This window comes from Thermodesulfatator autotrophicus (assembly GCF_001642325.1).
Classification (GTDB): domain Bacteria; phylum Desulfobacterota; class Thermodesulfobacteria; order Thermodesulfobacteriales; family Thermodesulfatatoraceae; genus Thermodesulfatator; species Thermodesulfatator autotrophicus.
In genome coordinates, this window is record NZ_LSFI01000006.1 from 13,434 (window position 1) to 35,930 (window position 22,497).

The 22,497-nt window shown below is 45.3% G+C and carries 24 protein-coding genes and 1 tRNA gene; 9 read left to right on the top strand and 16 right to left on the bottom strand.

Translation table 11 applies throughout. From position 1 onward, the window contains the following. Positions 1–62: 62 nt before the first annotated feature. The 3 genes from TH606_RS01925 to TH606_RS01935 all read right to left on the bottom strand — a co-directional run bounded on the left by TH606_RS01925 (position 63) and on the right by TH606_RS01935 (position 1,690). Entirely contained in the window at positions 63–758 is a 696-nt protein-coding gene (locus tag TH606_RS01925) for a hypothetical protein (RefSeq protein WP_068541015.1), read from the bottom strand. Positions 759–781: 23 nt separating this feature from the next. Continuing rightward, positions 782–858, bottom strand: a tRNA-Arg gene (locus tag TH606_RS01930). Positions 859–922: 64 nt separating this feature from the next. Beyond that, positions 923–1,690 (bottom strand): MBL fold metallo-hydrolase, encoded by a 768-nt coding sequence (locus TH606_RS01935; protein ID WP_068541016.1) that lies wholly within the window; start codon positions 1,688–1,690, stop codon positions 923–925. 86 nt (positions 1,691–1,776) lie between these two features. Here TH606_RS01935 and TH606_RS01940 point away from each other — a divergent pair, with 86 nt between their 5' ends. Both TH606_RS01940 and TH606_RS01945 read left to right on the top strand, forming a co-directional pair. Continuing rightward, entirely contained in the window at positions 1,777–2,088 is a 312-nt protein-coding gene (locus TH606_RS01940) for a hypothetical protein (protein WP_068541017.1), read from the top strand. Then, a complete protein-coding gene (locus TH606_RS01945) occupies positions 2,072–2,749 on the top strand; it encodes a haloacid dehalogenase type II (RefSeq protein WP_068541018.1) in 678 nt (225 codons plus the stop codon). Before TH606_RS01940 ends, TH606_RS01945 begins: the two co-directional genes overlap by 17 nt. On the opposite strand, the gene TH606_RS01950 is transcribed toward TH606_RS01945, so the two are convergent. Together TH606_RS01950 and TH606_RS01955 are read right to left on the bottom strand one after the other, a co-directional pair. Beyond that, positions 2,746–3,966, bottom strand: a complete 1,221-nt coding sequence (locus TH606_RS01950; RefSeq protein ID WP_068541019.1) for a hypothetical protein — start codon at positions 3,964–3,966, stop codon at positions 2,746–2,748. The genes TH606_RS01945 and TH606_RS01950 overlap by 4 nt on opposite strands. A 1-nt stretch (position 3,967) precedes the next feature. Beyond that, complete coding sequence (locus TH606_RS01955; protein WP_082863464.1) at positions 3,968–5,506, bottom strand: sigma-54 interaction domain-containing protein; 1,539 nt, start codon at positions 5,504–5,506, stop codon at positions 3,968–3,970. 191 nt (positions 5,507–5,697) lie between these two features. Between TH606_RS01955 and TH606_RS01960 the strand changes: the two genes are divergently transcribed. The 3 genes from TH606_RS01960 (at position 5,698) to TH606_RS01970 (ending at position 7,753) form a co-directional block, all read left to right on the top strand. Then, complete coding sequence (locus tag TH606_RS01960; RefSeq protein WP_068541020.1) at positions 5,698–6,555, top strand: transposase; 858 nt, start codon at positions 5,698–5,700, stop codon at positions 6,553–6,555. Between the two features lie 135 nt (positions 6,556–6,690). Then, positions 6,691–6,972 carry a hypothetical protein gene (locus TH606_RS01965; RefSeq protein ID WP_068541021.1) on the top strand — a complete coding sequence of 94 codons (282 nt, stop codon included), beginning with the start codon at positions 6,691–6,693 and terminating at the stop codon, positions 6,970–6,972. Then, entirely contained in the window at positions 6,956–7,753 is a 798-nt protein-coding gene (locus tag TH606_RS01970) for a prephenate dehydrogenase/arogenate dehydrogenase family protein (protein ID WP_068541022.1), read from the top strand. The genes TH606_RS01965 and TH606_RS01970 overlap by 17 nt, the downstream gene beginning before the upstream one ends. A 341-nt stretch (positions 7,754–8,094) precedes the next feature. Here the strand turns inward: TH606_RS01970 and TH606_RS01975 are convergent, their stop codons facing one another. Genes TH606_RS01975 through TH606_RS02010 form a run of 8 tightly spaced genes read right to left on the bottom strand, consistent with a single transcriptional unit; the run spans position 8,095 to position 16,880 of the window. Beyond that, positions 8,095–10,203 carry an ATP-dependent helicase gene (locus TH606_RS01975; protein WP_068541023.1) on the bottom strand — a complete coding sequence of 703 codons (2,109 nt, stop codon included), beginning with the start codon at positions 10,201–10,203 and terminating at the stop codon, positions 8,095–8,097. Positions 10,204–10,230: 27 nt separating this feature from the next. Further along, positions 10,231–10,875, bottom strand: a complete 645-nt coding sequence (locus tag TH606_RS01980; RefSeq protein WP_068541024.1) for a histidinol phosphate phosphatase domain-containing protein — start codon at positions 10,873–10,875, stop codon at positions 10,231–10,233. A gap of 2 nt (positions 10,876–10,877) precedes the next feature. Next, positions 10,878–11,393, bottom strand: a complete 516-nt coding sequence (locus TH606_RS01985) for a bifunctional nuclease family protein (protein WP_068541025.1) — start codon at positions 11,391–11,393, stop codon at positions 10,878–10,880. Next, positions 11,394–12,725, bottom strand: coding sequence for a tRNA (N6-isopentenyl adenosine(37)-C2)-methylthiotransferase MiaB (gene miaB, locus TH606_RS01990; RefSeq protein WP_068541026.1), 1,332 nt, complete (start codon positions 12,723–12,725; stop codon positions 11,394–11,396). Positions 12,726–12,778: 53 nt separating this feature from the next. Continuing rightward, a complete protein-coding gene (locus TH606_RS01995; protein WP_068541027.1) occupies positions 12,779–13,951 on the bottom strand; it encodes an RNA ligase in 1,173 nt (390 codons plus the stop codon). Between the two features lie 4 nt (positions 13,952–13,955). Then, the gene (gene rtcA / locus TH606_RS02000; protein ID WP_082863465.1) at positions 13,956–15,002 is read right to left on the bottom strand and encodes an RNA 3'-terminal phosphate cyclase; all 1,047 of its coding nucleotides are present in this window, start codon (positions 15,000–15,002) and stop codon (positions 13,956–13,958) included. After that, a complete protein-coding gene (locus TH606_RS02005; RefSeq protein WP_068541029.1) occupies positions 14,987–15,943 on the bottom strand; it encodes an ABC transporter ATP-binding protein in 957 nt (318 codons plus the stop codon). The genes rtcA and TH606_RS02005 overlap by 16 nt, the downstream gene beginning before the upstream one ends. Beyond that, the gene (locus tag TH606_RS02010) at positions 15,927–16,880 is read right to left on the bottom strand and encodes an ABC transporter ATP-binding protein (protein WP_068541030.1); all 954 of its coding nucleotides are present in this window, start codon (positions 16,878–16,880) and stop codon (positions 15,927–15,929) included. Before TH606_RS02010 ends, TH606_RS02005 begins: the two co-directional genes overlap by 17 nt. 58 nt (positions 16,881–16,938) lie before the next feature. Between TH606_RS02010 and TH606_RS02015 the strand changes: the two genes are divergently transcribed. Together TH606_RS02015 and TH606_RS02020 are read left to right on the top strand one after the other, a co-directional pair. After that, positions 16,939–17,676 (top strand): rhomboid family intramembrane serine protease, encoded by a 738-nt coding sequence (locus TH606_RS02015; protein ID WP_068541031.1) that lies wholly within the window; start codon positions 16,939–16,941, stop codon positions 17,674–17,676. Positions 17,677–17,686: 10 nt separating this feature from the next. After that, positions 17,687–18,535 carry an SDH family Clp fold serine proteinase gene (locus tag TH606_RS02020; protein WP_068541032.1) on the top strand — a complete coding sequence of 283 codons (849 nt, stop codon included), beginning with the start codon at positions 17,687–17,689 and terminating at the stop codon, positions 18,533–18,535. A 278-nt stretch (positions 18,536–18,813) separates the two neighbouring features. Here the strand turns inward: TH606_RS02020 and TH606_RS11975 are convergent, their stop codons facing one another. The 3 genes from TH606_RS11975 to TH606_RS02030 form a co-directional block, all read right to left on the bottom strand. Beyond that, positions 18,814–18,936 carry a hypothetical protein gene (locus TH606_RS11975; protein ID WP_269451039.1) on the bottom strand — a complete coding sequence of 41 codons (123 nt, stop codon included), beginning with the start codon at positions 18,934–18,936 and terminating at the stop codon, positions 18,814–18,816. A 271-nt stretch (positions 18,937–19,207) separates the two neighbouring features. Beyond that, entirely contained in the window at positions 19,208–19,696 is a 489-nt protein-coding gene (locus tag TH606_RS02025) for an FKBP-type peptidyl-prolyl cis-trans isomerase (RefSeq protein WP_068541033.1), read from the bottom strand. Positions 19,697–19,791: 95 nt separating this feature from the next. Next, entirely contained in the window at positions 19,792–21,009 is a 1,218-nt protein-coding gene (locus tag TH606_RS02030; protein WP_068541034.1) for an MFS transporter, read from the bottom strand. Here TH606_RS02030 and TH606_RS02035 point away from each other — a divergent pair. Together TH606_RS02035 and nth are read left to right on the top strand one after the other, a co-directional pair. Beyond that, positions 21,008–21,688 carry a hypothetical protein gene (locus tag TH606_RS02035; RefSeq protein WP_068541035.1) on the top strand — a complete coding sequence of 227 codons (681 nt, stop codon included), beginning with the start codon at positions 21,008–21,010 and terminating at the stop codon, positions 21,686–21,688. The two genes, TH606_RS02030 and TH606_RS02035, sit on opposite strands and share 2 nt — an antisense overlap. Further along, positions 21,688–22,368, top strand: coding sequence for an endonuclease III (gene nth, locus TH606_RS02040; RefSeq protein ID WP_068541036.1), 681 nt, complete (start codon positions 21,688–21,690; stop codon positions 22,366–22,368). Before TH606_RS02035 ends, nth begins: the two co-directional genes overlap by 1 nt. The last annotated feature ends 129 nt before the right edge of the window (positions 22,369–22,497 follow it).

Consider the following 22,497-nt stretch of genomic DNA (forward strand, 5'->3'; position numbering starts at 1 on the left):
TTATACAGTTTGACTACATTTGCCAACAGGCCTTAATCAGGAAAGACTTATATGTGTATGGACTAGCTGACTATCTCGGGGTTTAGGGGTTCAAGATATTCCCCGCCCATACGAACGAGGAGAACCCCGCGTTTATTGGCAAGCTGGATCAGATCCTCAGGGATATTGAAGGCAGCCAGGACAGGAACAATCTTTTTGTTCACATATTCGGGTTCGTATATAGCCAGGTTCTCAAGCTTTGTTTTGAAATCGTCAAAGTGGTCGGCCCTGAGCTGACTCTTAACTTCAGCCACAAACACTACATCTCTTCCATCCTTATCTTCAGCTACCACGATAGCATCATACTGGTTATACATCTGGTCCTTTTTGTATTCCACATTAAGCATTCTCTTCCTGACCCCAAAACCCAGGCTTTTAACCAGGTAAGGAATACCCGGGGCAAAGATATCTTCAGTTATTGTTCCCAAACGATTGGCAAGTTCTCCCCATCTCCTGTTAAGTTCTTTAATAGATTGCCGCATCTCATCTTTGAAAGCACGCATTTCGTCTTTGAAAACCCGCATCTCATCCTTGAAGGCCTTCATTTCATTTTTGAATTCTTTAAATTCACGGCTAAGGCCTTCGTGATATTTTCGTAGTTCAAGGACGGCCATTAAATTATCAGTGGAAATCTGGCGCAAAAGCTCTAGCTCTTTAAGAGTACGGTCAACCTTTTCTTCTTGGTTGGTAAGTTTGGCGACGATTTCGTGAAGCTCCATAGATTCCTCAGAGAGCACTTTGTTGGTGCCCCCGGCAGGATTCGAACCTGCGACACCGAGATTAGGAATCTCGTGCTCTATCCTCCTGAGCTACGGGGGCTTTTACAGAAATTTAACAAGTTCTCAAACTGTATTCAAGCAGTTAAGTTTGCCTGTCCCTATTTTTAAACTTCCAGAGTCATGCCATCATAGGCCGCTACCACTTCCAACCCCAGTTTGCGGCTAAGTTTTGCCGCTACCTGATGGGGCTGGGACTTAAGCATGGTCATACCAAAATGGGTTAGAATGGCCTGCTCTGGCCTGATTTCCTCAAGTATTTCTTCTACGTCACGCACGCAAAGATGCTGCACATTGGGTGAAGTATGAGGCTTAAAGCGGACTACATTTATAATGAGAATCTGGCAGTCTTTATAAGATTCAATTAACCCGGGAAAAAACAAGGTATCCACTATAAACCCCACCTTTTTGCCAGCAAAATCAAAAATTACGCCGTATGTCTCAGCCGTATGATAATGCCGCCTGGAAGTACGAAATTTAATATTTCCGATAGTATAATATTTTTCACCCTCAAGGGTTTTTATGTCCTTTAAATGAGGACGCAGGTATTTTAAAACCACAGCGCTATCACCACTTAAGCACTCCCTAGGGGCAAAAAGGACGCCGCGCTTTTTAAGGCCACCTTCCGTAAGGCCATCTATAAGAATGTTTACATCATTTGAATGGTCAAGATGAGCGTGGGTAAGTATCAAGCCGTGAAGCTTCATCACATCAAGACGAGGCTTAGCTGAAGCCATGCGCACAAGGGTGCCCGGACCTGGGTCAAGCACTAAACGAGTGCCTTCATGTTCAATATAAGTGCCTGCCGAGGAACGAAGCTGCCTGGCTACGACGTAACGAGCTCCAGCTGTACCCAAAATTTTTATGATAGCCATAGCAATTAGGAAAATAAGTTTTCTTTAAAAAAAGTCAAAATAGGGACAGGCAAAAATTTATCTTGCCGAAAAGACCTTTGTGTTCCATGTTTATAGACATGAGTGAAGATTTTGGCGTGCGGTTAAAAAAAGCCCGCACTGAAAAAGACTTAAGGCTCCTTACACAAAAGTTTTTCAAAGAATCCCTGAAAGGGCTTCCTGCAGGCTTTCGTATTGAGGCAAAAGTCCTTTCCGTTAATCCCCCCCGCGTGATAGTAAAAATTCCAGCCCATTCAGAAGGTAATCCCATCCGCATTGCCCAGGTTGACCAATTGATAGAAGAACTTGAAAATTTAGGTTTAGAGGTAATACTTTGCTATCAGGACGACCTGGAGGAGCTTGATGTCCGCAAACTTTAAGTGGGTAACTTTTGACTGCTACGGCACTTTGATTGATTGGGAAACCGGTATTTTAAAAGCTTTAAAGCCTATCCTTTCCCCTTTGGCCCTGGAAGATAAAGAAATTTTGAATTTATACGCCCGCTTTGAAAGCGAGGCAGAAAAAACCTGGAAACCCTATCGTGAAATCTTAAAAGAAGTGGCGCGTAAATTTTTTGAATATTTCTCTCTTAAAGTCAAGCCAGAAAAAGAAGACGTTCTCTGGCGAAGCCTGCCGGGTTGGCCTCCGTTTCCCGAAGTGAAAGAAGCCCTTATTAATCTTAAAAAGGCAGGCTTTAAGCTCGCCATCATTTCAAACGTTGACAACGACCTTCTAGCCAAGAGCATAATCCAAATGGGTGTTTCTTTTGATACCCTGGTAACAGCTGAAGATGCCCGTTGTTACAAACCCGGGAAAGCCATATTTGAACTTGCAGAAAAAAGGCTTAAAGTAAAGCCTGAAGCTATTTTTCATGTGGCCCAGAGCCTTTTTCATGACATAGCCCCGGCTAAAAAAAGAAGCTGGACCACCTGCTGGGTAAAAAGGCCTGATAGGGACACTTTTGGAGCCACTCCTCCAGCCGAAGCCAGGCCGGATTTCATTGTCTCTAACCTGCGGGAAGTGATAACAAAGATTAGCTAGCGCTTTCTGCGGCCTCTTTTACCGCTTGAACAGCCTATCCCCAGAACTTCTCTTTCAAGGCGAAGAATAACTTTCGCCAAAAAGTGGGCTTCTTTAAAATAACTCTTTCCAGAAAGGCGCCTTGGCATATGTTTGCTTCTAATTAAGTGATACTTTATCGGCCATATACCCGTTAAAAGTTGCAAGGTGTTTTCAAAGAGCTCTCTTTTAAAGTCAAATGGATAAAAGACCTTTTTCATCTGTTCCCGTATTAAGCCGCCAGGACGAGTTGTTTTTTTGGGAATTCTTGGGAGGCTTCCTTCTCCCACCAAAAATGGATAAAGAAAAATGGCCAGTTTTTGAGCTTCTGAGAGTTTTTCCTTTTTTGCTTCTTTATCTGCCCAGGCAAGAAGTTTAAAGAAAAATTGTTTTTCTTGAGAAGAAGCCCTTTTCAGATATTTTCCATAAGCAGGGAAAATTTCTTGAAAAAGCCCGCTTTTAAGCATCAAATCCGCCCAAGAGCTCGTCCAGAAGCCAAGGACGTCTTTTAGCCATTCGTCCCTTATACGCATAGGCGGGCAAAGCATTATTTTCTGGTAATGGCGAAGAATCCCTTCCCAGGTGTTTTCTTCAATAATAAAGCCTGTGCGGGCAGCGTGGCGTATAGCCCTTATCATGCGAACCGGATCCCTGATAAAGCGTATGTCAGGGGGGCCAATAACCCTTATTATGCCGGCTCGTAAATCCTTCATACCACCCACGTAGTCAATGATGGTAAAGTCAGCGATGTTATAAAATAAGGCGTTTATAGTTATGTCCCGGCGAAAGGCGTCCTGATAAGGTGTGCCAAACACTTCAAGACCGTTTTCTTCAGCGGTCTCAGGCCCTCTAAAGGTAACTACTTCTATAAATTTACCTCCTGGGAAATAAACGTGCACCAGGCGAAAACGTTTGCCTATGATACGGCTCCAGCGGAAAAGCTTCCTTATCTCTTCAGGACGGGCATCAGTACCCACATCAAAATCTTTGGGTTTAATTCCCAAGAGGAGGTCTCTTACACTTCCTCCTACAAGATAAGAAAGGTAGCCCTTTTTTTTCAGACGATAGAGAACTTTGAGAGCCTCTTTAGAGATATCCTGACGAGAAATGTTATGCTCTCCTCGTGGAACAATAACAGGCTCAGTAAAAGTCTCAGCAAAGAGTTTTCCCTGTTTTAATGTTTTTTCTTCAGCAAGCATTTTATACTCTGGAACGGAAAGCCTTGGGGTCAATTCCATATTTTTTGATTTTATAGTTAAGGATTCTAAGGCTGGTATCAAGGAGTTTGGCCGCTTTACTCTGATTGCCTTTAGTTTCCTTTAAGGCTTCTATTATCAATTCAACTTCTACTTCTTTAACGGCCTGGGCCAGGCTTTTTTTAGCGTGAGTGTGAGAGCTTTCGGCCGTCTGTAAGCTCTGAGGAAGATGATAGCTCCGAATAACTTCCTCATCACAGATAAGTACCGCCCGTTCAATTACGTTTTCAAGTTCACGCACGTTTCCAGGCCAGTGGTACTGAACCAGCAGATCTATAGCCGGAGATGAAAGACGCTTAATCTTTTTATTGTAAAGACGGCTATATTTTTCCAGGAAAAATTCCGCCAGAGGGATAATGTCTGTCTTCCTTTCCCGAAGAGGCGGCAGGTATAACGGAAACACATTCAGACGGTAATACAAATCTTCTCTGAAGAGCCCCTGTTCAACCAGTTCTTCCAGGTTGCGATTGGTAGCCGCAATAATACGCACATCTACTTTTACCGGATGAGTGCCTCCTACCCGGTAAAATTCTTTTTCCTGGATAACATGAAGGAGTTTGGCCTGAAGGGGCAAGGGCAGGTCACCAATTTCATCAAGAAAAATGGTCCCGCCGTTTGCCTTTTCAAAGAGCCCGGTTTTGCGGGCAAGGGCTCCAGTAAAAGCACCTTTTTCATAGCCGAAAAGCTCTGATTCTATGAGATTTTCAGGAAGAGCAGTACAGGAAATAGTTACAAAAGGCCCACTTGCCCGAGGACTATTAAAGTGAATCATTTTGGCGATAAGGGATTTGCCTGTTCCTGATTCTCCACGGATAAGAACCGTAGCTGAACTTGGGGCCACCCGCTCCATCATCTGGAGCACTTCCTGCATGCGTGAGCTTGAACAAACAAAGTTATCAAGGCGATACTTACCTTTTAGCTCTTGCTTAAGTTTCAGGTTCTCTTCAAGGAGCCTTTCTTTCTCTTCCTGGATAGCCTGAATATTGGCTACGGTTTGGGCAATAAGGCCAGCAATGATAGTCAAAAACCGCACGTCTTCTTCAAGAGAGATATCGCTGGTAAAAACTCGGTCAACAGAAAGGGTACCCAAAATTTTGGTGCCGGTTTTGATGGGTACGCAAATGAAAGAAATTTTCTCTTTTTCGGCTTCTTTACGGCTGCGTGTGCGGTTCAAAAATCGCGGGTCTTCAGAAATAGCTGGCACTACAATGGGTTGGCCCGTAGCTACCACCTGGCCGGTTATGCCTTCTCCCAGACGATAGCGGCCTCTTTTTCGCGCCTCTTCCGATAAACCGTGGGCTACTTCTATTTGAATTTCTTTAGTGCGAGGGTTAAAGATGGTTATGGTCCCCCGGCGCATATCAAGCTTTTCCGCCAAAATGGCAAGAATCTCTTGCAGAGACTCCCGCACATTTAGAGAGCTTGAAAGCGTTTTAGCAATTTCGTAAAGGCAGCTAAGCTCTTGTACTTCCCGATTATGCATATTTCCTTCTGCCATAACAATTTTGTAAAATTTTAACAATTATTTTTGAACTTGCGAGACAATTTAGAGCAAAAGACTTTAACAGGTTTCAGGGTATTAGCCAAATTTTAGCCTTCGCCATGTTATGCCGATAAGAGGGACAGGCAAAAATTTTAAAAAAATTTTAAGGCAAAAATTTTAAGGAGGTTTCTATGCCACGTATCCCTCGCTTCTTCATGAAAGACCCAAGAGCGGCTTATCACGTCATCTCCCGCACGGCTCTCCCTGGCCACAACGTCCTTGGCTCTGAAGAAAAAAACCACCTACTACACCTCATCCGCTGGCTCTCTCAGGTCTATTTTGTTGAAGTTTATGGTTTCGCTATTATGGGCAATCACTTCCACCTACTATGCCGTATGCTTCCTGAAGACCAATTCTCCGACGAAGAAGTGAAGCGCCGCATAAAGCTCTATTACGGAGAGAAACGCAAAATCTTCTTTTACGAAGAGCTAATCAAAAAGTGGCGGGCAAGGCTCGGAAATCTTTCTCGCTATGTCCAGGATATAAAGCAGCGCTTCTCTCGCTGGTATAACCGGCGGGTTGACCGCAGAGGCTACTTCTGGGCGGACAGGTTCAAGTCCGTAATCGTGGAGACAGGCGAGTCATTGCTAAACTGCCTGGCTTACATAGAACTAAACCCTGTGCGGGCAGGGATAGTGGAGAAACCAGAAGACTACCGCTGGTGCTCGTTGGGATATAGAGCGCGAAAAGGGACAGGCAAAAATTTCCTTTCGCTCAATCTAGGGCTTACCAATTGGGAAAACAAGACGGAAAAAGAAAAGCTTAAGCTCTTGAGAGAGTTTGTTCACGGAAAAGGCGGGCTTAATGATCCAGAAAAAGGGACAGGCGAAATTTATCGGCAAAGGATTAGATTTTTTACCGAGAGACTGGCCATAGGAAGCAAAAGTTTTGTCAAAGAAACCGCAGCTAAGTTGAAGCAATTTCTTGGGCTTAAACGAGAGAAAAAGCCGAAGATGACTAAAAAATTAGCTGATATGGCTTTTATCTGAGCTAAATTTGTATTTAACATCGGGCACAGATACCAGAAAGAAAAAAGTTTCTCCAAAGAGATAGTAGATAGTTGTTAAACAGTTGCTTTTTTGACAAAAAGTTTTTAAATTTTAGGCATGAAAATCAAAAGGTGTTTGTTAAGATTTTTTCTGATTTTAGCCCTGGCCATAAGTCTTTTTAGTGGCTGGAAAACACTAATCCAGGTAAGTGAAGCCCAAATAAAAGAGACTCAGCCAGTTGTAGAGCAGGAAAAAATTTTAGTCCTTATGAAATATCACGGTGCCTTAGTAGCTCGCAATATAAATGGTAAATGGTACTTTCTAGACTCCCGTGGACGCTGGTTACCTTTAGAAACCAGGCAGGCCTGTAGTTTTTTGGCCCGAAATTTTCATCATCCCAATGGCTCCTGCCTCTAAGATACGCCTTGGCATAATCGGCGGTGCCGGCCGTATGGGCCGCTGGTTTAAACGCCAATTTGAATCTGAGGGATATGAAGTCTTAATCTCAGACCGGGGGTCATCTCTTTCAAATAAAGACCTCGCAAAAGCCTGCCAGGTAGTTTTCGTTTCGGTGCCCATGTCAGTTTTTGAAGGAGTGGTAAAAGAAGTTGGGCCCCTTCTCAGCGAAGAACAGGGCTTGATTGACTTTTGTTCCCTTAAAAAGGAACAAAATGAAATAATGCTCGCCCATACCAAGGCTGAAGTAGTAGCAGCTCATCCTCTTTTTGGCCCTGGTGAAAAATCCCTTGAAGGACAAAAAATAGCCCTCTGGCCTTCACGTGGCCAATTCTGGTTCAAATGGTTCAAAGAATTCCTGGAAATAAAAGGCGCCCACACTATTTTAGTTTCACCTGAAGAACATGACCGCGTAATGGCCATTGTGCAGGTTATTAACCATCTTATACTACTGGCCCTGGGTAAACTTATGGATGACTCTGGAATTGACCTGAAACTTATAAAAGACCTGGCCACCCCCAGCTTTGAACGTCAGCTTGAAATCGTGGCCCGCTTTGCTGATCAGGACCCTCACCTCTACGCCCTTATCCAGTTTGACAATCCTGAAGGGAAGGCCTTGAGACAAAAATATCTTTCCATCTTACAGGATTTAACCCGAATAGCTGACCAGAAAGACCTAAAAGACTTCGTCTCGATCTTTAAAGAAGTCCAGAAATTAAGTCGCAATTTAAAATTAAATTGAGACTTTTGCAAAATCCTAAAATATTAGATTGAGATCGCCACGGACCACTATGTAGTCTCGCGACAGGGATTCCTTCGCCACTTCTTGGCTTGCAATGACAAGCTCATTTCCTCGCTGCGAGGAGTGCGAGGAGGCCGAAAGGACGAACAAAGCAATCTCTGAGATTGCCGGGTTGAAATTGCTTCAGCCTCTAATGAGGCCTCGCATGACTTGACCGTGCCGTCACTACGAGGAGATCCCTGTTCCGCTTGGGCCAGGCGAAGCAGTCTCAGGAAAATCTTTTGTAAAGGTCTCTTAATTTAAACAACGGAAAAGTTTTAGAAGAAGTCCCGTAGCCCGGCTTAAAGCCTTTCAAGCCTGGCGAATTTGAGATGAAGGGTCCTCTCGCCTGCTGAAGCAAATTGAACCACTACTTTATCAATATCTGCCATACGCTTGACTTTACCCTCGCCAAAGACTGGATGCCAGACCAACTCTCCAGGCTTAAAAGATGAACCAACGTCTTCTTCGTCTTCCATAAAAGAATCGTCTTTTTCGTACCAAGGATTAAGCTTATCCTTGACTTCTTCAAGAAAGCGGGAGGGTTTACTAAATATACGGCCTTCTCCAGGGGCATAGTACGTAGCAGGATAAGTAAGATAGAGGTTCTCTTTGGCTCTGGTTACAGCCACGTAAAATAACCTTCTTTCTTCTTCAATAGACTCTTCTTTACCAAGGGCATAACTTGAAGGAAAGCGGCCTTCAGCCAGAGAAATTACGAACACACTATGCCACTCAAGGCCTTTAGCTGAATGAACTGTTGAAAGAACAAGTTTTTCGTCTTCATTTTCAAGGGCTTCCACTTCAGCCACACTGGCTTCTGGTGGTTCCAAGGCAAGGTCTGCTAAAAATTCTTCTACTGTCTCGTATTTGTGAGCTATGGCCAGGAGTTGATCAAGGTCCTTAGCTCGTTTGGGATGGTCATCGTAATAAACTCTTTCAAAAATGGGCTCATAATACTCATAGAGCCGGGCGAGCTTTTCTTCTGGAGAGAGATTTGCTCTAAGCTCCCCAAAAAGCCGGGCAAGTTCATTCAATCCTTTAGCAAAAGAAGGCTTAGAAGGATAGCGATAAAGGGCCTCAAAAGGGTCTTCTTCTACTTTGAGATATTCCATGAGGCGTTTAGAAGTTTTAGGGCCTATGCCTTCAATCAAAAGCAAGACTCGGTTCCAGGCAAGCATATCATAGGGATTTACGAGAAGGCGCAAATGAGCCACGATGTCTTTTATATGGGCGGTTTCAATAAGCTTCATGCCCCCCTGTTTCACAAAAGGAATGTTTCTTTTGGCAAGTTCAAGCTCAAGATCAAAAGAATGATAAGCCGAACGAAAGAGCACGGCTATTTCTGAAAGAGGCACGCCCTCTTCGCGCAGTTCAAGAATACGATCAGCTATAAAACGGCTCTGGTCCGCTTCATCGCGAGCCTTGTAAAGAACAGGTGTAGCTCCACCTTCACGTCTGGTAAAAAGACACTTGGTATATTTTTCCTTGGCATACTCTATCACCGTATTAGCCAGGTCAAGAATAGGCTGACGGGAACGATAATTTTCCTCAAGTTTTATTATTTTTGTGCCAGGAAATAGCCTGGGAAATTCAATTATATTTTTGAAATTAGCCCCTCTAAAGGCATAAATAGACTGGGAATCATCTCCCACCACCATTACATTCCCATGTTCTTCGGCCATAAAACGAACTATCTCTGCCTGGAGAGCATTGGTGTCCTGATACTCATCAACCATAATAAACTCAAAACGCCTACCCATCTCTCGCCTGACTTCTGGAAAACCCTTTAATACCCGATACCAGTTGACCAGAAGATCATCATAATCCATGAGTTGATGTTCCTGTTTATAACGAACATAATGTTCAAATAGCCTGGCGAGATCCTCCAGGTCATCAAGAAAATGGGGATATTCTTCGTTAACTACTTCTTCAAGGGATATCCTTTTATTTACAGCCATGCTGAAAATTGAAGCAATGGTCTCTTTGCGAGGGAAGCGGCGCTTGCGATCTGCCAGGCCAAGGGCGGTGCGCAAAAGGTTAATGGCGTCTTCAGCGTCTCCCCTATCAAGAATGGTAAAATTTCGTGAGTAGCCAATAAGATGGCCATATTGCCTTAACATTAAATGGGCCAAGGAATGGAAGGTTCCTCCAGAAACATTTTCACACTTCTCATCAAGAAGAAGGGCCGCCCGTCGGAGCATTTCCCGGGCGGCTTTACGCGTAAAAGTTAAAAGGAGAATCCGTTCTGGAGGAACCCCTTCTTCAACTAGCCTTGCTACTCGGTAAACAAGGGTGCGAGTTTTACCAGAACCTGCACCGGCAATAACAAGCACCGGGCCTAAAATATTTCTCACTGCCTCAAGCTGGGCAGGGTTTAACTCACTGGCGTAATCAATACGGTATTTCATAAACGAAAACCCCTTAACATGACTTGCTTAAACACCGAGGAAGCGTTCGCGTACGGTGAAGAAAAGATTGGCTACTTCTTCAAGATTTAGCCCGGCTCCTCGGGCTACGTTTTCGGCAAATTCTTTGGTCAAAAAATCTTGAGGAGCGTGGGCATCAGAGTTGACAATAAGAGGAGCATTAAATTTCCGAGCCAGAGCCGCTACATGGCCATTGGCCAGGCAGTGACCCTTTCGGCCAGACAGTTCAAGAAATACCCCTTTTTCAGCGGCCAGACGAACCTCCTCTTCGGATATAAGACCAGGATGAGCCAAAATGTCAGCCCCGGCCTTTATAGCCGCAAGATTTGTTCCCGGTTCAACGGGTTCAACCAGAGTTTCTCCATGAACTACAACTATTTCTGCCCCTAGCATGCGAGCCCGGGCTACCATTTCAGGTATTTGCATGGGCGGAACGTGTGTTATTTCAATGCCTGGGATTAAGCGGGTTTTAGAAACCTGGTTTAAAGCCTTGGCGGCTGAAATAATCCTTGGCAGGATAAAGTCAATGTTAGATTGGTCAGCGTGGTCAGTAATAGCCACCGCTTCATAACCTAGGACCGTTACCCGGCGTAATAGTTCAGCCGGAATCAACTCACCGTCACTGAATATAGAATGGCAATGAAAATCAAACATAGCTACATTTTGTATTTGCTAATAGCACTTGGGTCGAGCTTTTCAAGCAGTTCTTTGAGTTTCTCTTTGTCCTGGTCTTGCCCGGTGGTTTCAGAGGAAGCTTCACTTTTGGCCTCTTCTTCAAGGAGCTTGCTCTTTTCCAAAACAGCCTCGTGAACCCAGATGTCAGCCCCGGTACGCAGGGCAATGGCTACGGCATCACTTGGGCGAGCGTCTATCTTTACCTCCCGACCGTCTATATCAAGGGTGATAAGCGCGTAATAGGTATTGTCCCGCAGGTCACAAACTTCTATGCGCGGAATTTTTATCCCTAAATGGTCTAAAATATTAATGAGCAAATCGTGAGTCATAGGGCGTGAAAACTGAATGTTTTCAAGGCGTGTGGCAATAGCTGTAGCTTCAAGCAAGCCTATCCAGATGGGCAAAGTTCGTTCCCCTTCTTCCTCTTTAAGCAACATAACCGGACTGTTTGATACCGGATCCAGGGCTATGGCCTGGACCTTCATCTTAACTTTCATCTATGCCTCCCGAAGGATATTTACCAGACGGCCACGTAAAGAATGCTGGCCACAACCTTCTATCAAAACATGAACTAGCTTACCTTTCAAATCCCCCTCACCTTCAAGGTTTACCACATGATTTGAGCGAGTTCTCCCCGTCCAGAGAGACAAATTGCCGTGACTTTTGCCTTCCACTAAAACCTCTACTTCCTTGCCAATAAAAGACTCGTTGATTTCACGAGTAATCTTTTCCTGCAGGCGATGCACCTCTGCCAGGCGACGGGCCTTTTCTTCTTCTGGAACTTTATCTTCAAAGCCAGTAGCCCTGGCCAGAGGCCTGTCAGAATACTTAAAAGAAAATATTTCAGCGTAGCGCACCTTTTCAAGAAGGCTTAGGGTCTCTTCAAAATCTTCTTCAGTCTCCCCAGGAAAGCCTACAATTATATCAGTGGTCAAATATATTTCCGGGCAAAGTTGGCGCAACTGCTCCACTTTGGCAAGATATTCTTCACGGGTGTATTTGCGATTCATGCGTTTTAACACCCGGTTAGAACCAGCTTGTACTGGAAGATGAAGGTGTTCACAAACCTGGGGGATATCGGCTATAGCTTCCATGAGTTCACGATCTAAGTCTTTGGGGTGGCTGGTGGTAAACCTGATACGCCAGAGCCCTTCTACCTGAGCCACCTCTCGCAATAACTCCGCAAAAGAAGGGAACCCTTTTTCCTTTCGGCCATACGAATTCACGTTCTGGCCTAATAACATAACCTCGCGAACACCCTGCCTTACCAGACATTCAATCTCAGCAATAATTTCTTCTGGAGGGCGGCTTATCTCACGGCCACGGGTATAAGGGACCACACAATAGGCACAAAAATTGTCACACCCTTGCATGATAGTCACAAAGGCCTTAACCGGCCTTGTGCTGTTTAAAAAGGGGAGCACCAAGGGTTGACGAAAATCGGGTTTGAACTCCGTGTCAACCACCGGGCCTAGCCCGCTTTTTACTTTTTTAAGGGCTTCAGGAAGGCGATAAACCGCCTGAGGCCCTAAAACCATATCCACATGGGGCAGGCGTTTTAAAATCTTTTCGCCTTCCTGCTGGGCCACACACCCGCAAACCCCGATTATTACTTCAGGTCTATTTTTCTTGAGGTGTTTAAGGCGCCCTACCAGGCCATAAACTTTTTCCTCTGCTTTTTTGCGAACAGAGCACGTATTTACAAGGATAAGATCAGCTTCTTTGGGCTCCTGGCAAAGAATATATTCGTCCTTAATGAGCGCATACATGCGCTCGGAATCATATTCATTCATCTGGCAGCCAAAAGTCCTTATAAAAACTCGTTTCATGACATTTATAAGTTTAGCAGACCAGAGAATTTTCGCATCAAGACTGATTTTGATCAGTCTATCTGAGCAAGGCCCTGGAGCTTCCCGACCCAAAAAGACGTAGCTTTGGGATAAATCTTGGCAAACTCCACGTGCAGATAGCCATCTTTCCATTCTTCACGGCGAATTTCAATGCGCACCTGGGCCGTACGAAAATGAGCTAAAAGGGCATCAAGCGCTTCCCTGCGGCGCAAACGCACTCTAAAAACTTCTTCCACTGGCTCACCGCGGGCCACTTTGTCCAGGAGTTCTTTCATCTCTCCAAAAAGCGCCTCGCCTAAAGAGTGGTAAAACTTCTCATCAAAGGGCTGGTTAAGTTCCCAGCGGGTTATAGTCATACGCACCAGACGATGGACTATGTAGCTGGCGTCTAGCTCGCCAATGTAAGGATAAGCCACGCGCAGGTCAGAAACATTTGAAGAAGAGGTAACGTATTTGATAACCCGGCCTTCTTTAAAAGAAGCTGGCTTTAAAACTACTCCTTCACGGCCTTCTTCGTCGTAGCGAAGGATTAATTCTTTAAGGGACTCAAGCTTCTGTGGATTAAAAGGCCCTTTTATTTCCGGGGTCCTGAACTCGTATTCTCGCAAAAGCTCATATTTTCTTTCTGGTGGTAGAAACTTTTGCTTTTCTAGGTCAAACACGTCAAAAACAAAGTAAGCCACGTCTTCTTTTAGGTAAGGTGGCCATTCTGAAACAAAAGGATTCTCAGGGCCAGCCACTTCGCAGCAAACAACAAAATGTGGGTATTTATCAAAAAACTCGGGAAGCCTTGGTAAAAAGTCGGGCCAGCGGTCAGTGGCAAAAGGGCAAACATAACCACGGCGGGTAAAGGCCTTTATCTCGCCAAAAACTCTGGCAAGCCTTACGTTATAGCCTTCTATCTTTTCCTCGGCGTAAAAAGGGCCGGAAATATAGCGAGGAATGCCGGTTTCAAGCACAAAAACCCTGGGAATACTGGGAAAGCCTGGCATAAGAAAACCAGAGCCAATTACTGTGCCTGCAGGGAAACCACGAAACTCTCGCTTGAAGCGAAAAGCTGGTTCCTTTAGTCCCTCAATAAAAAGAACTTTTCCCTGTTCCAGGGCGTTTTCCAGGTCAGAAAGCTTAACCCTGCGGAGAGGACGCAGAGCTTCGTAAATTTCGCGCAAAAGCTCTTTTTGCTTTTTAAGCTCTTCTTCAAACATAGTCTTACCCTAAAAGATGAGTTACTTCACCGGGAGTATCAAGGTCTCCCTTAACTTCAGGTATAAATCCCGGCAGAAAGTGCCTTATCACCCAGAGGTTAGTAAAAAAATGTCTGGTAAGGCGAGAAGAGTCAAAATAAAAGGGCACACCCGTAAGGGCAAGGGGTAAGAGGAGTTGGTCAGAAAGATAAGGGTCAACGGCCTTACCTGTGCGGTAAAAGTCAAAGAAAGCTAAAACCGCCTCTTCAGCTACCTTTTCAGCAGGTTTTCCCTTTTTACCCAGGGCAAAAAAGCCAGCCCTTTTTTCACCTTCCGGATAGGCCAGAAAAACCACTGTTCCGGGGCTTTTAGCTTTTGCTTTCTCTAGCAGGACTATGGGTTCAAAGCCTTGCTTTACAAGAAGCTCTGAGGCCGCCTTGGCCTGGCGCGTGCGAATGTGAGAAGGGAGGTCTTCTGTTACAATGGAAAGGACTTTCACCCTCTTGCGCTGGTAAGGCCCTTTTAGCACCAAGGGCTCTTTAACTGGTTGGTAAGAGTTTATTTTTATCACCACTTCACCGCCACCAGCGGGGTAAAAACCGTAGCGCCTCAGTTCAAAAACAAAAGAAAAGCCAAGAGCCTCAAGCACCGGCCCGTAAACTTCGGCCAGATAATGAAAACACGGAGCATGGGGCACATGAGTGCCGCCTTTCAATAAAAGCTTGGCAGTGCCAGCCATGGCTAGGGCAAGGCCTACCGTCTGAAAAACAAGGGCTGTGGAACCTGCCGTGCCAATATCAAACTGGTAAGAACCAGCCTTTACTTTCCCGGGCTTGAAAGCCAGGTAAAGTGAACCTACCCTTGCCCCTTCAACCTCTGCGCCTGAAATTTTCTGCGCCGCCTTAATACAGGTTAAGTGCTGGGGCCTTAGGCCTGGCTTTGGCCTTCTGGCGCGAATATTCACCAGCTCAAAGGCCTTTCCTGTAAGTAGCGAAAGCGTAAGAGAAGTGCGAAGTATTTGCCCTCCGCCTTCTCCGTAAGAGCCGTCTATACGAATCATAGAGAGTGACATGCCACTAGGTGCCCTTTAGAGATTTCTCTGAGCCCGGGAACTTCCTTTTCACAAGAAGATAAGGCCTTTTCACAGCGAGGGAAGAAGGGACAGCCAGAAAATTCAAGGGTAGGGTCAGGAGGCTCGCCTTTCACCTTGGGTAGTTTGCGTTTGTAAGGGTCTGGCTCGGGCACGGATTCAAGAAGCATCTTGGTGTAGGGATGATGGGGTCTCGCCATAAAAGATTCTGCCGGCGAAATTTCCACCACCCGGCCAAGGTACATCACCGCCACCCGGTTACTTAAAAAGAGCACCAAGGGCAAATCGTGAGAAATAAACACATAAGTCAATTTGCTTTTTTCTTTGAATTCTCTAAGCAATTCAAGTATCTGAGCCTGCACCGAAACATCAAGCGCTGAAGTGGGCTCGTCAAGCACGAGCACCCTGGGAGACAGAATAAGGGCCCGGGCTATGGCTATGCGCTGGCGCTGCCCCCCGCTAAATTGATGTGGGTATCGCTCCATGTCTTCTTCTCTTAGGCCTACTTTGGTTAACATTGCACCTACTCTGGCCCGCAAGTCTTTTTTAGGTACAAGCTGATGGATAATTAAAGGTTCAGCTAAAAGGTCGTAGATTTTTTTGCGGGGATTAAGAGAAGCGTAAGGGTCCTGAAAGACGATTTGAATCTTACGGCGAAGTTTGCGGCGCTCTTTCTCAGAAAGGGCTGAAAAATTTATTCCCTCAAGGAGGACTTCTCCTTCTTCAGGAGTTTCAAGACCAAGGGCCAGGCGAGCCAGCGTGCTTTTTCCACAACCTGACTCCCCCAGAATGCCCAGAACTTCGTTTTCGTGAACAGCAAGGTCAATGTTACGCAGGGCATAAAAGGGCTTTTTAGGGGCTAAAAAGCCACGACGTAAATAATAAACTTTGGATACCTTACGAAACTCAAGCATCACTGACATAAAAACACCTCACCCAGTGCCTGGGAAAAACTTCCTGCCAGGGAGGTTCTTTTTCAAAGCACTTCTTCTGGGCTGAGGGACACCGGTCAGAAAACTTGCATCCCGCAGGCCTTGCTCCTGGTGGTGGCACCTGCCCGGGAAGTGGTTTTAAGCTTTTCTTTTCAGGGCGTGGCAAAACCTCAAGAAGGGCCCGGGTGTAAGGGTGAAGAGGCTTTGAGAATAGTTCTTCACAGGGAGCCTTTTCCACCAGACGGCCGGCGTACATCACCGCTACCAAATCAGCCAGAGTGGCCACCACGCCCAGGTCATGCGAAATGAGAAGCACCGAAAGATTATGCTTCTCTTTCAAAGAAGCAAGGAGGGCAAGTATCTGGGCCTGAATGGTAACATCAAGGGCAGTGGTAGGCTCGTCGGCAATAAGTACTTTGGGATTTCCAGCCAGGGCCATGGCTATCATCACCCGCTGGCGCATCCCTCCTGAAAGCTCGTGGGGATACGCCTTAAGCCTTGCTTTGGGGGCTGGAAGGCCCACCTCAGCAAGGAGCCTTTCGGCTTCAGCCAGGGCCTTCTGTCGGCCAAGACCCCGATGGAGCTCAAGAACTTCGGCAATTTGCGTGCCCACGGTGAAAACTGGGTTAAGGCTTACCATAGGGTCCTGAAAAATCATGGCAATCTTTCCGCCACGCACACGGCGCATCTCTTCAGGAGAAAGTTCAAGGAGATTTTTATTCTCAAAATGAATTTGCCCGCCGGTTATCTCAAGGCCTGTAGGTAAAAGGCGCATAATAGCAAGCCCGGTTAGGCTTTTGCCGCAACCCGATTCCCCCACCAGGGCCAGGGTCTTTCCCGCTGGTAGGAAAAAAGAGACTTCTTCCACCACCGGTATCCTTGACTTGCTATAAAAAATGTTTAAGGCACTCACCTCAAGAATATTCATCTTGACACAAACATAACTGTCCCCATTTTTTCAGGCAACAAAATAAAGGAGGCAGAATATGTTTCCTATCCAGGACGATGCCCCTAGACGCGGGGTGCCGCTTGCTACTTATTTTTTGATAGCGGTAAATGTAGCGGTTTTTCTGGTGGAAGTGGCGCTACCCAAAGAGCTCCTACAGCAACTGGTTTTTTATCTGGGGGTGGTGCCAGCCCGTTACACTGGTGGTCTGGAAGACGTAGGTCCAGGTCTCAAGTATCTAGCCCTTTTCACCTCACTTTTTCTCCACGGAAGCTGGATTCACCTGTTTGGCAATATGTGGACGCTCTGGATTTTCGGTGACAACGTGGAAGACCGTATGGGCAGCCTCAGGTTTCTAGTTTTTTATATATTGTGCGGCCTGGCGGCTTCTTTTACCCATATTTACTTTCATCCTGGCTCCACCGTGCCCACCATTGGGGCTTCAGGGGCTATCTCAGGTGTGCTTGGGGCTTATTACGCTTTATTCCCTCTGGCCAGAGTTATCGTAATGATACCTATCTTCATTTTCCCGTTCTTCTTTGAGCTGCCAGCGGTCTTTTACCTGGCTTGGTGGTTTTTCCTCCAGGTCTTCTCAGGGACCCTTTCAGTGGTGCACGGAGAGATTGTAGGAGGGGTGGCCTGGTGGGCCCATGCCGGAGGATTTGTAGCCGGGCTACTGCTTCACCGGTTGTTCTGCCAGCGGAAGTGCCATTACTTTGCTGATGAATACAAACCCTGGGGTGTTTTAGCCCTTTATCAACAAAAAACTAATCGTTAGGAGGTGTAAGATGACAGGTTTTGACATTTTCTGGATTTTTTTCATTTTGATGACGCTTCAACCTTTGATGCGGCAGCGCTTTTTAGAGGCTGCTCGCCAGCGCATGATTGAAAAGATTGAAAAGCAGAGGAATTCCCGGGTAATTCTTTTGGTTCACCGTCAGGAGACCATGAGCTTTTTTGGTTTTCCGGTAATGCGCTACATAGACATTAACGATTCTGAGCAGGTAATTCGGGCTATTCACATGACAGACCCGGATGTCCCCATTGATCTGATTCTTCACACGCCGGGTGGCTTAGTGCTGGCATCTTTGCAAATAGCCAAGGCTCTAAAACGTCATAAGGCCAAGACCACCGTGTTTGTACCACATTACGCCATGAGTGGCGGTACTTTGATAGCCCTTGCCGCTGACGAAATCGTCATGGACGAACATGCAGTGTTGGGTCCGGTTGACCCGCAACTTGGGCAGTATCCGGCAGCGTCTATCGTTAAGGTAAAAAAGGAAAAACCTGTGGACAAAATTGATGACCAGACTTTGATTCTGGCGGATGTTTCGGAAAAGGCCTTAAAACAGATGAAAGAACAGCTGAAAGAACTGCTTTCAGATAAATATCCTCCAGAAAAGGTAGAAGAACTGGCAGAAATTATGTCTCAAGGTCGCTGGACCCATGATTATCCTATAACTTATGAGGAAGCCAAAAAACTTGGGCTTCCTGTGCGTACGGATATGCCTTCTGAAATTTACCAGCTTATGAACCTGTTTCCGCAGCCAGTTAGGTATCAACCCTCGGTAATGTTTGATCCTACTCCTAAAAAGGCAGGTGGAAACAAGATAGAATCCCTTTTAAAGGGTGCTTAAATAATCAAAGGGCGGGATATCCCGCCCTAAAAATTTATTCTTTAATAAGCTTTCTCAAAACTTCTTCAGCTACTTTTTTACCGCCCAGACCAAAAGCCAGGGCAAAGGCTACTCCAGCACTAATACATAGAGAAAAGACGACAATTTCTACAATTCTTGGCGAAAGGCCAAGGTATGGCAGGGCAATAAAAACCGCCGCAATCTTAAGGGGACAGGCCAGGGAGCCTCACCACGCCACGCTTCTCATGCCTTCGTTGTGCCTCACAGGGGCATGGGGGTTAAAAAGTTAGGATTTCCTCCCGGTTATATTCCAGGGGGAGTTCTAGGAGGAGCTTCTCTAGCATTTTTTGATTTACCTTTAGGGCTATTTCAGCAAATATACCGGAAGTATCTTTCTTCATCAGGAATTTTCCAAGATATAAGAAGATTCTAACATGATGTTTAACCTGCAAACATAATTCCATCGCAGGATGATGTAAAGTTCCTGAACTTTCGCATGCAATAATATTCCCTTTGTTGTCCCTCTATTGTTACTGTGAGAAAGGCCGACGACGCAGTCTAAAGGACAGATACTTTTAATATTGAAGATAAATCGAGGCCAAAAAACAAAAAGCCCCGCTTGGGCGGGGCTTTTTAAGTTATCAAGGTGAAACTCACCTTATTTTAGCAGCTTCAGCCGCTCCCACAGTTGCGCATATCACAAGCTGCAAAATCCATGGCAGTGGCTTCGCGTACTTCGTCTATCTTGATTTTCATAATAACGTTATGTCCAGCTGCAGGGTGGTTAAAATCAGCCACTACTTTGCCGTCTTTCTTGGCCAGAACCAAAAACATTAACTGACGGCCGGTGGGAGTAACTTCCTGATAATACTCGCCTTCTTTTACCTGGTCTGGATTTTTGAGCTGGTCAAGGGAAATCTCCTGAACAAGATTTTTATCATAAGGCCCGTAAGCCTGCTCAGGCGGGATAGTAACGGTAATTTCTTCGCCCTCTTTAGCACCAACAATGGCCTGCTCAATAATAGGCATAAGAGGATCACGGCCAAGCAGGAAGCTAACCCTCATAGGCCTGGCAAACCAAGCCGGTGTTTCTTTGCCTTCAATTTCGAGCTGATAGCTCAAAGTAATTACTTTGTTAGGGGCAACAGTTTTGTCTTCCATATTTTCCTCCAGGATGCAAATTGTAATCTTTAATTCTAGCAAAAAACTAAACTATCGTCAAAATTTTTGTTAAATTTTTCTGAAAAATTGTGAACTTATTTTTCAGAAATCAAACCTCCCACTTTAGGAATAAGGAGAAAAGCTGGCAAAGCTGCCCAAAAAGTGTAAAAGAAAAACGTGGCGTAGCCAAAGTGTTCAGCGCCAAAGCCGCTCAAAGCACCAGCTACCGAACGACTGAAACTAAAAAGAGTAGATAAAAGAGCGTACTGGCTGGCGCTCATATCCCGACGGCAGAGACCCATCAAAAAGGCAAGAAAAGCAGCCGTGCCCAGGCCTCCGGTAAAGCTTTCAATTATAGAGGCAGCATAAACTTCTACTTTACCCTTACCTGGCAAAGCGGCATAGGCGTATCCCAGATTAGAAAGAGCTTGTAAGGCCGCAAAAAGCCAGAGGGCACGCCTAATTCCCAGAGACTTAATCCAGAAGCCACCAATAAAAGAACCAGAAATACTAAAAACTGTCCCCAAAGTGCCTGAAATAAGACCAATTTCAGCGCGTGAAAAACCCCTATCCACCCAAAAGGGGTATATCATGGCCCCCATCATGGCGTCACCTACCTTGAAAAGTAAAACAAAGGGAATTAGCCAAAGAGCTCCTGAACGACTTAAAAGTTCACGCAAAGGGTTAAAATATGCTTCTCTGATACTCTTGGTGTCCCTCTGCGGGCTTGCGCTATGAAAATCCTTGGTTCCGAGAATTAATAAGGCCAAAAATAAAAAACACAGGACTAAAAGAACAAAAGAAAGTTTAAACCCTAAAAAATCACTCAATGCTACCAGGGCTCCACCAGAAAAAATTAAAGCCACCCGATAAGAAGCCACCCTCACCCCATTGACTGGCCCCATCTCTTTAGGGGAAACCATTTCAATAGTATATCCATCAATAGCTATATCCAGAGTGGCAGAGAAAAAGCAGGCTAAAAACACCAAAGCTAGATAAAAGGGGCTGTTAAGCGGTAAAAAAGTAAGGCCTAGCACGGAAACCATGAGCCCTAAAAGGGCTATTATCATCCAGTAGTATTTACGCCCCCAAATATCCACCAAAGGCGCCCAAAGGGGCTTAGCCGTCCAGGCCAGGCCTGCCAGAGAAAGAAGGCCTATTTTAACCAAATCTAGCCCTTCGGTACGCAAGAAAACGGGAAGACTTACGTAAATGAAACCAAAAGGCAACCCTTCGGCAAAATACAGCAAAGCTATTAAAAGTAATTTTCGCCTACTTGGGGATAAGGCTTCCTTGTGATATTTTTTAATCATGGCTAACACCTTTTTGGCTGCAAAATGGATAGAAGAAGCCCTTAATCGCTATCATAATCGTCCGCCTAGAGCCACTATTATGGGTAAACGCATTATCTTTTCTAACTTCCATTATCTTGCAGCTCTCCTTCATATTTACACTGGAACCTTTAAATTAACGCAAATTGCCGAGATTGCCTGTCTTCCTCAAGAAGAGCTGGACTTCCACCGGGAACAGTTAGATTTTATGACTCTGGTAGATTATCTCAAAACAAAATTTTCAGAATGGTTCCGTGAAACGCTGATGATGAGGGATTTTACCCTTAAAGAATACGCAGATATTGCCTGGGAATATACCAAGCTAGATGAAATGGTCCAGTCGCAGATCAAAATCCCCCTTCTTGAACGCTTAAAACACCTTTATCAGGCCTGCGAGTCCTGCCAACAAGCAGGGAAACCCATGGATACGTATGACCTCAATGTCTTTCGTCGGCTCATATCTTTTTTTGTGTTAAGTGAAACCATAAGACCTACCCTTAGCAGCAAGCTGATTAAAGATAAGGCTCTTCCTATAGCGGAAAAAACTCTCGATATGGAGCCTTTTAAAGACTGGCAAAAAGATCTCCATGATGAAGAAAAGATTTCTTCTCTTATTGACGAAATAAAAATGAGAACAAGGCCTTTTCTCGGGAGTGATTAATGGCCAAGAAAAATAAGTATCAACCCCCAAAATTAAGCGAGGAAGAAAAAAAGCGCCTTAAAGAAATATTAAAACGGCTTAAGGATGCTTATCCCGAAGCTAAAATAGCCTTAAAATTCAGCAATCCACTGGAACTTTTAATAGCCACTATACTTTCTGCCCAGTGCACTGACGAAAGGGTAAACCAGGTCACCGCTGAACTCTTTAAGAAATATCGCTCTGCTAAAGATTATGCCGAGGCCCCGTTAGAAGAACTGGCTGAAGATATAAGGCCTACGGGCTTTTACCAGCAAAAAGCCAAATACATTAAAGAGTGCGCCCGCTTAATTATTGAAAACTTTGGCGGAGAAGTTCCGCGTACCATGGAAGATATGCTCAAGCTTCCTGGAGTGGCCAGGAAAACAGCTAATATTGTGTTATCCAATGCATACGGTGTAGTAGAAGGAATTCCTGTTGACACCCATGTTAGGCGTTTGGCCCAAAGGCTCGGGTTCAGCAAAGAAAAGAACCCTGACAAAATAGAACAGGACCTCATGGCCTTAATCCCCAGGGAGGAATGGGGTCAGATTGCTTACGTCTTCCAGGCCCATGGCCGCAAAATATGTAAAGCCAAAAAACCTCTTTGTAACCGGTGCGTAGTAAAAGATTTGTGCCCCAGCAGGCAAGACTTAACTCAATAATAATTAATGACCAAGCTTGAGTACCTTAAACAAGGAGTTGCTGTTAAGGGGCCCTACCAAGCCAGGATGTAGAAATATTCTATTTCGTTCATAATAATTCATCCTTGCACTGCAAGGTAACTCTAATGA